At 64.2% G+C, this 13,095-nt stretch carries 11 protein-coding genes; 3 read left to right on the top strand and 8 right to left on the bottom strand.

The window, feature by feature from the left end:
- Positions 1 to 144 precede the first annotated feature (144 nt).
- Both ACKWRH_RS02520 and ACKWRH_RS02515 read right to left on the bottom strand, forming a co-directional pair.
- Entirely contained in the window at positions 145 to 1,248 is a 1,104-nt protein-coding gene (locus tag ACKWRH_RS02520) for a hypothetical protein (RefSeq protein WP_445219185.1), read from the bottom strand.
- Positions 1,248 to 2,684, bottom strand: coding sequence for an MBOAT family O-acyltransferase (locus ACKWRH_RS02515; RefSeq protein WP_445219184.1), 1,437 nt, complete (start codon positions 2,682 to 2,684; stop codon positions 1,248 to 1,250). Before ACKWRH_RS02515 ends, ACKWRH_RS02520 begins: the two co-directional genes overlap by 1 nt.
- Before the next feature lie 230 nt (positions 2,685 to 2,914).
- Between ACKWRH_RS02515 and ACKWRH_RS02510 the strand changes: the two genes are divergently transcribed.
- Positions 2,915 to 5,023, top strand: coding sequence for a S9 family peptidase (locus ACKWRH_RS02510; RefSeq protein WP_445219183.1), 2,109 nt, complete (start codon positions 2,915 to 2,917; stop codon positions 5,021 to 5,023).
- A 204-nt stretch (positions 5,024 to 5,227) separates the two neighbouring features.
- Here the strand turns inward: ACKWRH_RS02510 and ACKWRH_RS02505 are convergent, their stop codons facing one another.
- From ACKWRH_RS02505 to ACKWRH_RS02480, 6 genes are all read right to left on the bottom strand, one after another.
- Positions 5,228 to 6,319: an SMP-30/gluconolactonase/LRE family protein gene (locus ACKWRH_RS02505; RefSeq protein ID WP_445219182.1), complete on the bottom strand. Its 1,092-nt coding sequence runs from the start codon at positions 6,317 to 6,319 to the stop codon at positions 5,228 to 5,230.
- A 75-nt stretch (positions 6,320 to 6,394) separates the two neighbouring features.
- Complete coding sequence (locus ACKWRH_RS02500; protein ID WP_445219181.1) at positions 6,395 to 7,114, bottom strand: ribonuclease activity regulator RraA; 720 nt, start codon at positions 7,112 to 7,114, stop codon at positions 6,395 to 6,397.
- 121 nt (positions 7,115 to 7,235) lie between these two features.
- Positions 7,236 to 8,975, bottom strand: coding sequence for an L-arabinonate dehydratase (gene araD / locus ACKWRH_RS02495; RefSeq protein WP_445219180.1), 1,740 nt, complete (start codon positions 8,973 to 8,975; stop codon positions 7,236 to 7,238).
- Positions 8,972 to 9,835, bottom strand: a complete 864-nt coding sequence (locus ACKWRH_RS02490; protein ID WP_445219179.1) for an ABC transporter permease — start codon at positions 9,833 to 9,835, stop codon at positions 8,972 to 8,974. The genes araD and ACKWRH_RS02490 overlap by 4 nt, the downstream gene beginning before the upstream one ends.
- Before the next feature lie 11 nt (positions 9,836 to 9,846).
- Positions 9,847 to 10,608: an ABC transporter ATP-binding protein gene (locus tag ACKWRH_RS02485; protein WP_445219178.1), complete on the bottom strand. Its 762-nt coding sequence runs from the start codon at positions 10,606 to 10,608 to the stop codon at positions 9,847 to 9,849.
- Entirely contained in the window at positions 10,608 to 11,627 is a 1,020-nt protein-coding gene (locus ACKWRH_RS02480; protein ID WP_445219177.1) for an ABC transporter substrate-binding protein, read from the bottom strand. The genes ACKWRH_RS02485 and ACKWRH_RS02480 overlap by 1 nt, the downstream gene beginning before the upstream one ends.
- Positions 11,628 to 11,722: 95 nt before the next feature.
- Between ACKWRH_RS02480 and ACKWRH_RS02475 the strand changes: the two genes are divergently transcribed.
- Positions 11,723 to 12,448, top strand: a complete 726-nt coding sequence (locus tag ACKWRH_RS02475) for a GntR family transcriptional regulator (RefSeq protein ID WP_445219176.1) — start codon at positions 11,723 to 11,725, stop codon at positions 12,446 to 12,448.
- Between the two features lie 202 nt (positions 12,449 to 12,650).
- Positions 12,651 to 13,064, top strand: a complete 414-nt coding sequence (locus ACKWRH_RS02470) for a response regulator (RefSeq protein ID WP_445219175.1) — start codon at positions 12,651 to 12,653, stop codon at positions 13,062 to 13,064.
- Positions 13,065 to 13,095 lie beyond the last annotated feature (31 nt).

Here is a 13,095-nt window from a genome sequence, read left to right as displayed (position 1 = left end):
GGACCCATACCGCGTGATCTATCGATAAGGCGCGGGTGCCAGTACCGCGGGCCTTTTCACTACGAGTCTTCGCCAAACTCCTCCCCGTGGTTATGGGTCCCGGATCTGCGCTTCGCTTGTCCGGGACGACAGCGGAGTGTTTGGCTACGGCCGCGGCACTCGATACGCCTCGACCTGCGCCTTCAGCGCATCCAGCGACGCGAGCGGCGCCTCGGGATCGACGCGATACTCTCCACCCGCCAGCCATTTCAGCACCTTCGCGTCGACCGCCGGCGAATGGTGGATGACGTCGCTGTAATTATTGAGATCGTGCGTCACTTCCTTGATCGCGCGGAAATCGTACAGACGCACATTCGGAAGCTGCGTCAGCCGCTCGGCGATGCGCGCGGTGAGGTCGGTGACGATCTTCAGCGTCGCAGGCGAGGCATCGCGCATCGCGACGAACTGCAGGATCGAATAGGGCGGCAAGTAGATGTCGAAGGTCACGTCCGGATGGCGCGTGATCAAGCCGACGGCGTCGCGCTCGAAATGCCGGAGCATGGCGTCGTAGCCGTAGCCTTCGCCGAGGAAGCGGCTGCGCACGGGGCTCGTGATGTAGGCGAACGAGGCAAGCGTCTTCTTCGCATTGTAGTCACGCGCAATGTCGAAATCGCGCGGCAAAGCGTAGATGTCGTCGACGTCGGGCAGCGCGAACTTGACGGGGAGAAACGGCGCCGCCAGCGTCAGCGGTTGTTGCAGCGCCGGGATCGACCGCAGCAGCGCGAACAGGGATTCCTTCGCCATCGCGGCGCTGAGCAGATAGGACGCGATGCCCTTCGTTGTCTGGCGATAGAGATCGACGGACAGAAAGGGATCGGCCTCGATATCGGCCGCATCGACAAAGATGAAATCGTCCATCGCCCACACCACGCGCCGGGCACCGCGCTCGATCGCCCGCTCCAGCACAAAACCCTGCTGGCGCGAATTGGACCCGGTCATCGCCAGCTTGAGCGAGTGGACGCCGAGCGCGCGATCGATGTCGCTCTGGCGGAAATGGATCGCGAGCGAGGTGCCCATGAAGGCGGTGTCGAACGACTGGCTGCGGATCAACCCGGCATTCTGCACGCGCGTGTCGTCGGAATAGAAGGCCAGTCGCGACGGGCGAAACAGTTGCAGGGGATCGACGAGATAGGTGAGCACCGCCGCGCCCAGCACGCAGGCGATGCTGGCGAGCAGAAGACGTCTCAGATGTGTGAAAGTGCCCCGCATCAGAACCGGAAATAGATGAATTCGCTGTGGCTCTGGATGCCGAGAATCCCGAGAGCGAGCACCAGCGACGCGCCGTAAAGGACCAGCGGCCGCATCCGCCCTGCCGGCAGGGCCTCGCCGACCCTGCGATTGTCGTGATCGTATCCCATGATCGCTTGCGTGTTCGGCGCCAGCCACACCAGTGCGGCGTAGATCGACACCAGAACCAACGCGGCGATCTCCTCGCGGCCGAGGACGATATTCGACGGATCGGCCATCGCGTGGAGGACGCGCAGCGCCCAAGTAACGCTCTCGGCGCGGAAGAAAACCCAGGCCACGACGACGGCGAGGAACGTCAGCACGGCTCCGACGATGCGGACCGGGTGCACGAGCAACGTCGGGACGTTGGGCGCCAGCGCGTTGAAGGCATGATTGACGCAGAGGTAAGCGCCATGCAGCACGCCCCAGACGACAAAAGTCCAGGCCGCGCCGTGCCAGAGACCGCCGAGCAGCATCGTGATCATCAGATTGACGTAGCGCAGCACGCGGCCGCGGCGATTGCCGCCGAGCGAGATGTAGAGATAGTCGCGCAGGAACTGCGACAAGGTCATGTGCCAGCGGCGCCAGAACTCGACGATGCTGGTGGCCTTGTAGGGTGAGTTGAAATTCACCGGCAGAAAGATGCCGAACATCAGCGATATCCCGATCGCCATGTCGGAATAGCCGGAGAAGTCGAAATAGAGCTGGAACGTGTAGGCGAGCACACCACACCAGGCCTGATCGAAGCTCGGCGAGCGCGCCTCGAAGGCGAGCGCCACCAGGGGCTGGATGCCGTCGGCAAGGCAGGTCTTCTTGAACAGGCCGATCGCGAAGATGATGATTCCGCACAGGATCAGGTGCGCGTCCGGATACTTGGTCTCCTTCCGCTCGAACTGCGGGATCATGTCCTTGTGGTGGAGGATCGGCCCCGCGATCAGATGCGGGAAATAGGTCACGAACAGCGCATAGTGCGGCAAGGCGTAATGCGCGACCTGGCCACGATACGCGTCCACCAGGAACGCGATCTGGGTGAAAGTGTAGAAGGAGATGCCGACCGGCAGCAGGATGTGGACCGCGACATGCGTGCCGGCCAGCGCATTGATGTTCTCGGCGACGAAGCCGGCATATTTGAAGATGCCGAGCACGAGGAGGTCGCCGACGACGCCGAGCGCGAGCACCGCCTTTCGTTGCATTGGGGCGAGCTTCGCCGCGATCAGGAGATAGCCGACGCCGTAGTTGAAGGCGATCGAGCTCAGCAGCAAGGCCACGAACTGCCAGCTGCCGATGGCGTAGAAGGCGAGCGAGGCCAGCGCCAGCCAGATCACCGGCGCCAGATTGCTGCGCCGCCCGAGCCAGAAATAGCCGGCCAGCACGGCCGGCAGGAACAGCAGGATGAACGGGTAGGAATTGAACAGCATCAGGCTGGACCGGCGGCGGGGGTATCGCCCCTAAAGCATACAAGGGGGCGATCAACAACCCGGCGACTTGGCGCAGTCCTTGGCGCAGCGGCGCTGGCAATTCGCGGAATCGGGACGATATAAGGTGGAACACGGCGAGCGATGCGGCGCGCCTTTCTTCTCCCTCTCCCCGTTCTTACGGGGAGAGGTAAAGAGGGAGCGCAGCGCGAGTACGAGATGATGAGGACCGAGTGACCCAAGCCAAGACACCTTCCCAGCCCCCCGTCGCCCCGCGCCGGCCGCATTCCTTCGCGCGGCACGGGATCACCGTGACCGACGACTATGCCTGGCTGAAGGACGAGAAATGGCAGGAGGTGCTGCGCGATCCCGCCGTGCTCGATCCCGACATCCGAAAATATCTCGATGAAGAGAACGGCTACACCGAGAGCCTGCTCGGTCACACCTCGTCACTTCAGAAGACGCTGGTGCGCGAGATGCGCGGGCGGATCAAGGAGGACGATTCCAGCGTGCCCTCGCCCGACGGGCCGTTCGCCTATTTCCGCAGGTTTCGTGAGGGTGGGCAACACGAGCTGTTCGGCCGCATGCCGCGCGACGGTGGCGAGGGCCATATCGTGCTCGACGGCGATGCGCTCGCGAAAGACCACAAATATTTCAAGTTCGGCGGCAGCCGCCACTCGAACGATCACAAGCTGCAAGCCTGGAGCGCCGACACCAAGGGCTCGGAATATTTTTCCATCCGCGTCCGCGACTGGGCCACGGGCAAGGATCTTGACGATTTGGTCGAGGAGACCGATGGCGGCATCGTCTGGAGCAAGGACTGCAAGAGCTTCTTCTACGTGAAGCTCGACGACAATCACCGGCCGATGCAGGTGTGGCTGCACAGGCTCGGCACTGGGCAGGCCGACGACACGCTCGTCTATGAGGAGCAGGATTCCGGCTGGTTCACCCATCTGCACGAGAGCACGAGCGGCCGCTTCTGCGTGATCGCGGGCGGCGATCACGAGACCTCGGAGCAGCAGCTGATCGATCTCGCCCACCCCGAAGCGCCGCCGCGCCTGGTCGCAGCGCGCGAGGACGGCGTGCAATATTCGCTGGCCGACCGCGGCGACGAGCTGTTCATCCTGACCAATGCCGACGACGCCATCGACTTCAAGATCGTCACCGCGCCGCTTGGCGCACCCGAGCGCAAGAACTGGCGCGACCTGATCCCGTATCGTCCCGGCATCTACATCATCGACCTCGATCTTTATGCCGGCCATCTGGTGCGGCTGGAGCGCGCCAATGCGCTGCCGTCGATCGTGATCCGCGATCTCAAGACGAGTGAGGAGCACGCCATCGCCTTCGACGAGGCGGCTTATTCACTTGATACAATGGGCTCCTACGAATTCGAGACGACGAATTTGCGCTTCGCCTATTCGTCGATGACGACGCCGTCGGAAGTCTATGACTACGACATGGTCAAGCGCACGCGCACCTTGCGCAAGCGCCAGGAGATTCCGTCTGGCCACGATGCGGCCGACTATATCACCACGCGCATCATGGCCAGGGCGCATGACGGCGCCGAGGTGCCGGTCTCGATCCTCCATCGCCGCGGGCTGAAGCTCGACGGCTCGGCGCCACTGCTGCTCTACGGCTACGGCTCCTATGGCATGGCGATGCCGGCCTCCTTCAACGCCAACCGGCTGTCGCTGGTCGAACGCGGCTTCGTTTACGCCATCGCCCATATTCGCGGCGGCGCCGACAAGGGCTGGGGCTGGTATCTCGACGGCAAGCGCGAGAAGAAGACCAACTCGTTCGATGATTTCGCCGCCAGCGCGCGGGCGCTGATCGATGCGAAATACACCAGCGCAAAACGCATCGTCGGCCATGGCGGCTCGGCGGGCGGCATGCTGATGGGCGCGGTGGCGAACCGCGCCGGCGAGCTGTTCGCCGGCATCGTCGCCGAGGTGCCGTTCGTCGACGTGCTCAACACCATGCTCGACGACACGCTGCCGCTGACGCCGCCGGAATGGCCGGAATGGGGCAACCCGATCGAGAGCGAAAAGGATTTTCGCACGATCCTGTCCTACTCGCCTTATGACAACATCACGGCGAAGGACTATCCGGCGATCCTGGCGATGGGCGGCTTGACCGATCCGCGCGTGACCTATTGGGAGCCGGCCAAATGGATCGCGCGCCTGCGCGCCACCATGAGCGGCGGCGGGCCGGTGTTGCTCCGAACCAACATGGGCGCTGGCCACGGCGGCGCATCGGGGCGGTTCGATCGGCTGGACGAAGTCGCGATCGTCTATGCGTTCGCGCTGTGGGCGGCCGGGATGGCGGGCAAGGCGGAAGCTTGAGACCCTAGCGTAGCCACACACTCATCTCGTCGTCCCCGCGAAGGCGGGGACCCATAATCCCAGGGAGTAATTGCGGCGCGGGCCGCTAACTCCGAGTCTTCACCAAACTGCTCCCTGGGGTTATGGGTCCCGGGCTCGCGCTTTGCGCGCCCCGGGACGACAGTGGGGGTTGTAGGGCGAGTTACTGCCCCACAACGCATCGCCTCACACCGCCCCGTGCGCCTCGACGTACAGCGCATACACCGAATGGCTGCTCGCCATATAGAGCCGGTTGTTCTTCGGGCCGCCGAAGCAGAGATTGGCGCAGCGCTCGGGCAGCTTGATGAAGGCGAGCGGCTTGCCGTCCGCGTTGAACACCATCACGCCGTCGAGATCCTCGGACTTGCCCTTGAGCTGAAACACCTTGCGGCCGCCGATGTCAGTGGGCTCGGATTGCAGCGCGCCGTTGGAGCCCCAGCCGCACCAGAGATTGCCGTCGCGGTCGACGCGGAAACCGTCGAGCGAGGCCTGATCGGCGGCGTCGATCAGCTTGGTCTTGCCGCTCAAGGCACCGTCGTCGCTGACATTGTAGCTCCAGATGCTGCGGTTGGGCGTGCCCTTCCATTCGACGATGTAGAGCTTCTTCTCGTCCGGCGAGAAGGCGAGACCGTTGGGATTGACGAGGTCGGTGAGGACGGCGCTGATCTTGCCGTCCTTGGCGATGCGGTAGACGTTGGTGGTGGCCTGCTCGGCCTTCTCCTTCTTGCCCTCCCACTCGCCGTTGATGCCGAACAGCGGATCGGTGAACCAGATGCTGTCGTCGGACTTCACCACGATGTCGTTCGGCGCGTTCAGCCGCTTGCCCTCGAACTTGTCGGCAAGAACCGTGATCTTGCCGTCCTTCTCGGTGCGGGTGATGCGGCGGGTCACGGAGTGCTCGCAGGTGACGAGGCGGCCCTGGCGGTCGCGCGCATTGCCGTTGGCGTAATTGGCGTTAGGGCGGAACACGCTGGTTTGTCCCGTCTTCTCGTCGAACTTCATGATCCGGTTGTTGGGAATGTCCGAGAACAGCAGATAGCCGCCCTCGGGGAAATAAGCCGGGCCTTCGGCCCAGCGCATGCCGGACGCGACCTGCTCGACCGTCGAGGAATAGAGCCGGTATTTTCCAAAGCTCGGATCGAGGATCTGGACGGCGGGATCGGGGTAGCGCTGGTTGGGCGTGAACGGAAACGACTGGGCACCGGCGGCGCGGGCTAGACACGTGGACGCCGCAGCTGCGCCAGCACCGGCCAAGAGATTGCGTCGTGTAAAATTCATTGAAGTCCTCCCCTGCTCGACAAAAGGCCGGCGCTTGATGCGGCCGGCCTGTTTCTTGATGTGATTGGTCTTGGCCTAGCGGCCGTTCTTCTTCCGCCATTCCGCGAAATCGGTGAGCGTCTGCGGATCAGTAGCCGGATAAAGACCGAAGATACCGCGACCTCGGCCTACTTCCTCGGTGACGAAATCCTCGAACGCGGTCATCTCAAAGGTTTCGTTCGCGATCTCGTCGGCGAGATGCGCGGGGATCACGATGACGCCATCGCTGTCGCCGAGAATGACGTCGCCCGGGAATACCGGCGCATCGCCGCAGCCGATGGGAACGTTGATCTCGATCGCCTGGTGCAGCGTGAGGTTCGTCGGCGCCGAGGGGCGATGGTGATACGCGGGGATGCCGAGCTTCGCGATCTCGGCGGAATCGCGAAAACCGCCATCGGTGACGACGCCGGCGACGCCGCGCTTCATCAATCGCGTCACCAGGATCGCGCCGGCCGACGCCGCGCGCGCGTCCTTGCGGCTGTCCATCACCAGCACGCTGCCGGGCGGACAATCCTCGATCGCCTTGCGCTGTGGGTGCGAGCGGTCCTTGAACACGTCGATGGTGTTGAGGTCCTCACGCGCCGGCATGTAGCGCAGCGTGAAGGCCTCGCCGACCATGGTCGGCTGGTCGGCGCCGAGCGGATGCACGTCCTGGATCATCTGGATGCGCAGGCCGCGCTTGAACAACGCGGTGGCGACGGTGGCGGTGGAGACGGATTTGAGCTTGTTGCGGGTGGCTTCGGTGAGTTTGGACATTTGATGCTCTCTCTTTGTCATTCCGGGGCACGCGAAGCGTGAGCCCGGAATCCATCGGGCCGCACGCACTGCGGTGAAATGGGTTCCGGGCTCGCGCTACGCGCGGCCCGGAACGACAGCGTCAGTAGATGGACGGCTCGCCGATCGGCGCGCCGAAATCGGTCTCCAGGAAGTCGAAGTCGCAGCCGTCATTGGCCTGCTTGATGTGCTTGGTGAACATCCAGCCATAGCCGCGCTCGAAGCGGCGCTCGGGCTGCTTCCAGGCGGCACGGCGTTTTTCGAGCTCGGCCTCGGGCACATCGAGATTGATGGTGCGCGCGGCGACGTCGAGCGTGATGCGGTCGCCGTTCCGCACCAGCGCCAGCGGGCCGCCGATGTAGGACTCCGGCGAGACGTGCAAAATGCAGGCGCCGTAGCTGGTGCCGCTCATGCGCGCGTCCGAGATACGCACCATGTCGCGCACACCCTGCTTCACGAGCTTGGTCGGGATCGGCAGCATGCCCCATTCCGGCATGCCCGGCCCGCCCTGCGGCCCCGCATTTCGCAGGATGAGGATGTGGTCCTCGGTAACGTCCAGGTTGGGATCGTCGACCGCCTTCTTCATCGACGGATAGTCGTCGAACACCAGCGCCGGCCCGGTGTGCTTGAGGAAGCGCGGCGCGCAGGCGGAGGGTTTTATGACGCAGCCGTCGGGCGCGAGATTGCCCTTGAGCACGGCGAGCGCGCCTTCCTTGTAGATGGGATTGTCGACGCCGCGGATGACATCGGCATTGTGCACCTCGGCATGCGCGATGTTCTCACCCAGCGTCTGGCCGGTGACGGTGATGCAGTCGAGATGCAGATGCGGCTTGATCTGGCCCATCAGCGCCGGCAGGCCGCCGGCATAGAAGAAGTCTTCCATCAGATAGGCATCGCCGCTCGGACGGACGTTGGCGATGACGGGCACCTTGCGGCTCGCCGTCTCGAAATCGTCGAGGCCGATGTCGAGGCCGGCGCGGCGGGCCTGCGCGATTAGATGGATGATCGCGTTGGTGGAGCAGCCCATCGCCATGGCCACAGCAATTGCGTTCTCGAACGCCTTGCGGGTCTGGATCGTCTTCGGCGTCAAATCCTCCCACACCATCTCGACGATGCGGCGGCCGCATTCCGAGGCCATGCGGATATGGTTGGCGTCGGCGGCCGGAATCGAGGAGGCGCCGGGCAGCGTCATGCCGATGGCTTCCGCAATCGCGGTCATGGTCGAGGCCGTGCCCATGGTCATGCAGGTGCCGTAGCTCCGCGCAATGCCGGCTTCGATGTCGAGCCAGTCCTTGTCGGAGATTTTTCCGGCGCGCCGCTCGTCCCAGTATTTCCAGCCGTCGGAGCCGGAGCCGAGCGTCTTGCCCTTCCAATTACCACGCAGCATCGGACCCGCCGGCAGATAGATCGCCGGGATGTTCATCGAGGTCGCGCCCAGCAGCAGCGCCGGCGTGGTCTTGTCGCAGCCGCCCATCAGCACCACACCGTCGACGGGATGGCTGCGCAGCAGCTCCTCGGCATCCATGGCGAGCAGGTTGCGGTAGAGCATAGTGGTCGGCTTCAGCAGCGATTCCGACAGCGACAGCGCCGGCAGCTCGATCGGCAGGCCGCCCGCCATCAGGATGCCACGCTTGACGTCGTCCACGCGCGACTTGAAGTGCATGTGGCAGGGCTGCGCGTCCGACCAGGTGTTGAGGATCGCAATGATGGGGCGGTCCTTCCACTCCTCCGGGGCGTAGCCCATCTGCATGGTGCGGGAGCGGTGGCCGAACGAGCGGAGGTCGTCGGGCGCGAACCAGCGCGCGCTGCGGAGCTGGTCGGGCGTGATTTTCTTCTTGGTCATGATTGGGTGCCCCATTTCTGCACGGTATTCCGCTCGATGGCGCGGAAGATCAGGTTCTCGACAAAGAGCCCGATGATAATCACCGTCAAGAGGCCTGCGAAGACCGCAGGTATGTCGAGGAGGTTACGGTTTTCGAAGATGAACCAGCCGAGCCCGCCCTGCCCCGAGGACACGCCGAACACCAGCTCGGCCGCGATCAGGGTGCGCCATGCAAAGGCCCAGCCGATCTTGAGGCCGGTGAGGATCGAGCCGAAGGCGGCGGGAATCAGGATCTTGGCCACGTAGGGCAGCCCGCGCAGGCCGTAATTGCGCCCGACCATGCGCAGCGTATTGGACACGCTCTTGAAGCCGGAATGGGTGTTGAGCGCGACCGGCCACAGCACCGAATGGATCAGCACGAAAACAAGGCTGCCATTGCCGAGCCCGAACCAGATCAACGCGAGCGGCAACAGCGCGATCGCCGGCAACGGGTTGAACATCGCCGTGACCGTTTCCAGAAAATCGGTGCCGATCCGCGTCGAGATGGCGAGCACGGTGAAGATCGCGGCCAGCACGATGCCGGCCGAATAGCCCATGAACAGCACCTTCAGCGAGGTCCAGGCGCGCATCGGAATGGTGCCGTCCTTGACCCGGTCGTACAGCGTCACGATGGTGTCGTGCAGCGTCGGAAACAGCAGGGGATTGTCGAGAAAAACCCCGTAGGCCTCCCAGACGGCTGCGAGGAACAGGATGATGACGGTCTTGCGGACAAAGCCGTCGTTCCACAACAGCTCCGGCACGCTCAGCTTGCGCTCGACCTCGCCCGCACCGCCGGTCGCGGCAACCGACGCGTCACGCAGCAATATTCTCGCTTCGCCCATGACTGGCCCCCTCAATGCGCCGTGGCTTCGGCGGCGAACAGGAGATCGTGGATCTCCTTCTCCAGCCGGCCGGCGCTGCCGTCTCCATTCGAGACCTTGTCGACATCGACGACCTCGGCCTTGACCCGGCCGGGATGCGGCGACAGCAGCAGGATGCGGTTGCCGATGCGGATCGCTTCCGCGATGGAATGCGTCACGAACAGCACCGTGAATTTGGTCTCGCTCCAGAGCTGAAGCAGCTCGTCCTGGCAAGTCCGGCGCGTCAGCGCGTCGAGCGCGGCGAACGGCTCGTCCATCAGCAGGATATCAGGCTCCATCGCCATGCCGCGCGCGATCGCGACGCGCTGCTTCATGCCACCGGACAGCGTGTGCGGATAGGCATCGACGACGCGGGTGAGGCCGACCTTCTCGATATAGGACCGCGCCCGCGCCTCGGCGTCCTTGCGCGACAGCTTTCGCGCGGTCAGCAACGGGAACATCACGTTGGCGAGCACGCTCTTCCACGGCAGGAGCTGGTCGAACTCCTGGAAGATCATCATACGGTCGGCGCCCGGACCGTGGATCTCGCGATCGTTGATGGTCATGCGGCCCTCGCTCGGCGTCATGTAGCCGCCGACGGCCTTGAGCAGGGTCGACTTGCCGCAGCCGGACGGCCCGAGCAGCACGAAGCGGTCGGACTTGTCGACGGTGAAGCTGACCCTTTCGGTGGCAGTGACGACGGCGCTGGAGGTCTTGTAGCGCAGCGTCACCCCGTTGACGTCGAGCAGCGCCATCAGTTGCCCTTCAGGTCGTGCGCGACGGGGAGATAGTAATCGGTCCAGGCCTTGGGCTGGTTCTTCAGCGTGCCGGTCTTGAACAGATGGGCTGCGAATTTCATCGTGCCCTGCGGCTCGAGATTCCATTCCATCATGCCGGGCTCCTTCAGGAGATCGAGCAGCTCTTCCACGGAGGTCTTGTCGCCCGTGATCTCCTTATAGATCTCGACCGCCTGCTTGGTGTCGCTGCGGATCAGATCCTGCGCTTCCTTGGTGGCATCGCGCACCGCCTGGATGATCTTCGGATTGGCATCGGCGAATTTGGTCGTGGTGAAGAACTGGGCCTGGCTCAGTGGACCGCCCATCACGTCCGGCGAGTTCAGCACGACATGCGCGCCCGGCACGTTCTTCAGCTCGAGGAAAGTGAAAGGCGGGATCGAGAAGTGGGTGTGCACCTCGTGCTTGGGATTGGACAGCGCCGCATAGGCGTCGGGATGGCCAAGCTGCACGGTGTTGGCGTCGAGCTTCGACCATTGGTCGGCGCCGAAGGCCTCGGCGGCTGCGATCTGAAGCACGATCGCCTGCGTGGAAACCTTCACCGTCGGCACCGCGATCTTGTCGCTCGGACCAAAATCCTTGATCGACTTGATGTTGGCGTCGCGGCTGATCAGCGTCATCGGCTGCGCCGAGGTCGCGACGATGCCCTTCACGCCGCCGCGGGTGCGGTCCCACAGCAGCAGAAGATTGCCGGTGCCGGTGTTGAGGATGTCGACGCCGCCGGCGAGCAGCGCGTCGGTCTGCGCGCCGCCGCCGGAAAAGGTCACCCATTTGGTGGTGACGCCGGGTACGCCGAGCGAAGCTGCGTGCTTCTCGATCAGCTTCTGCTTTTCCATGATGTGGCTCGGCATGTAGAAAATGCCGGGCTGGCGCGACAGCGAGATCTCGGACTTCTGCTGCGCATGCGCCGCGGATAGCGGCAGGACGGTTGCGGCGATCAGGGCGGCAGCCGCAAGCTTGCTACGAAGATGCTTGATCATTGTTGTGTGTTTCCTCCGGGTGCGCGTCGCGCTGCGTTGACCCTGCTGATGCACTAATATATTAGTGCATCAAAGGCAAGCCCGCGGGACCCGACATGGAAGCAACCCACACCGCGCCGCGCGCGGCGAAAACCGCTTCGAGACCTGCCGCCCGGCTCGACCGCGCCCGCCAGGCCGCGCCGCAGGTGTTCGAGCGGCTGCGCAATGCGATCATCGCCCTGGAGCTGCCGCCGGGCGCCCCCCTGTCACGCGCCGAGCTTGCCGGCCAGTTCGGCGTCAGCTCGACGCCGGTGCGCGATGCGCTGATGCGGCTGGAGGAGGAAGGCCTGGTCGACGTGTTTCCGCAGCACGCGACTGTCGTCAGCCGGATCGACATCAGCCGCGCCGAGCAGGCGCATTTCCTGCGTCAGGCACTGGAACTGGAGATCGTCCGCCTGCTAGCCGCCGGCAGGGACGCGGCGCTCGTGGTCCGCCTGGATCATGCCATCGCGCTACAACAGCAATTTGCCAAGGCCGGCGACTTCGAGGCCTTCATGGCCGCCGACAACGACTTCCACGCCCAGCTCTACGCCGCCGCCGGAAAGCAAGACCTGTGGACGCTGGTGCGCAGCCGCAGCGGACATATCGACCGGCTGCGCCGACTGCATTTGCCCTCGCCCGGCAAGGCCCAGAACATCGTCCGCCACCACAAGCTGATCACGCGCGCGATCGAGGCCGGAGACGCCGACGCCGCGCAACAGCATCTGCGCAAGCACCTGTCGGGCACGCTCAGCGAGCTCGACAAGATCCGGAGCCACCATCCCGAATACCTGACCGATTAGGCGCGACACGACCCGGGCGCGCGTCAGGGGCTCCATGTGCACGTAAGCATGCATATGACCGACCTCGCCGGAATCGCGCGAGGCGGACAAGGTGTCGGCCGCGAAGTGCTTGCAGGCCGGACGGAAACCGCGCAACAATTTCGCATTTGATGCTTTGATTTGGGGCCGCTGGACGTCCCATCCGGCCCGGAGGGTTTCAGACGTGGCCAACATCCTGATTGTGGATGACGATCCGGCCGTGCAGATCACGATCCGGCTGATCCTGGAGAGAGCGGGTCATCACGTCACGGTCGCCGGCGATGGCTACGAGGGACTTGCCCGGTTCGAGGCGAGCCGGTTCGACCTCTTGTTCCTCGACATATTCATGCCCGGCATGGACGGACTGGAGACGATGCGCCACATCCGCGTGCTGCAGCCGGCCCTTCCGATCATCGTCATTTCCGGCCGCGTCGTCACCCCGGACGCCTATGCCGAGCCGGACTTTCTGAAGATGGCGACCAAGCTCGGCGCGGTCGCAAGTCTGCAGAAGCCGTTCCGGCCGGACGCCCTGCTCGCCGCTGTCGACGGCTGCCTCACATCAGCGCCGCGAGCTAATGTCGGCTCCGGCAGCCGATGACGGGGTGATCCATGTTGCAGCGTAGCAGGAC

The sequence above is a fragment of the Bradyrhizobium sp. Pa8 genome (assembly GCF_052588265.1).
The sequence above is the reverse complement of the archived record's forward strand: the minus strand, read 5'-3'. Positions and strand labels throughout refer to the sequence as shown.

Excerpts from the sequence above, each read along its gene's own strand:
- ACKWRH_RS02490 (WP_445219179.1), bottom strand. The coding sequence starts at position 9,835 with ATGGGCGAAGCGAGAATATTGCTGCGTGACGCGTCGGTTGCCGCGACC.
- ACKWRH_RS02475 (WP_445219176.1), top strand. The coding sequence starts at position 11,723 with ATGGAAGCAACCCACACCGCGCCGCGCGCGGCGAAAACCGCTTCGAGA.
- ACKWRH_RS02480 (WP_445219177.1), bottom strand. The coding sequence starts at position 11,627 with ATGATCAAGCATCTTCGTAGCAAGCTTGCGGCTGCCGCCCTGATCGCC.
- ACKWRH_RS02505 (WP_445219182.1), bottom strand. The coding sequence starts at position 6,319 with ATGAATTTTACACGACGCAATCTCTTGGCCGGTGCTGGCGCAGCTGCG.
- ACKWRH_RS02485 (WP_445219178.1), bottom strand. The coding sequence starts at position 10,608 with ATGGCGCTGCTCGACGTCAACGGGGTGACGCTGCGCTACAAGACCTCC.
- araD (WP_445219180.1), bottom strand. The coding sequence starts at position 8,975 with ATGACCAAGAAGAAAATCACGCCCGACCAGCTCCGCAGCGCGCGCTGG.
- ACKWRH_RS02520 (WP_445219185.1), bottom strand. The coding sequence starts at position 1,248 with ATGCGGGGCACTTTCACACATCTGAGACGTCTTCTGCTCGCCAGCATC.
- ACKWRH_RS02515 (WP_445219184.1), bottom strand. The coding sequence starts at position 2,684 with ATGCTGTTCAATTCCTACCCGTTCATCCTGCTGTTCCTGCCGGCCGTG.
- ACKWRH_RS02500 (WP_445219181.1), bottom strand. The coding sequence starts at position 7,114 with ATGTCCAAACTCACCGAAGCCACCCGCAACAAGCTCAAATCCGTCTCC.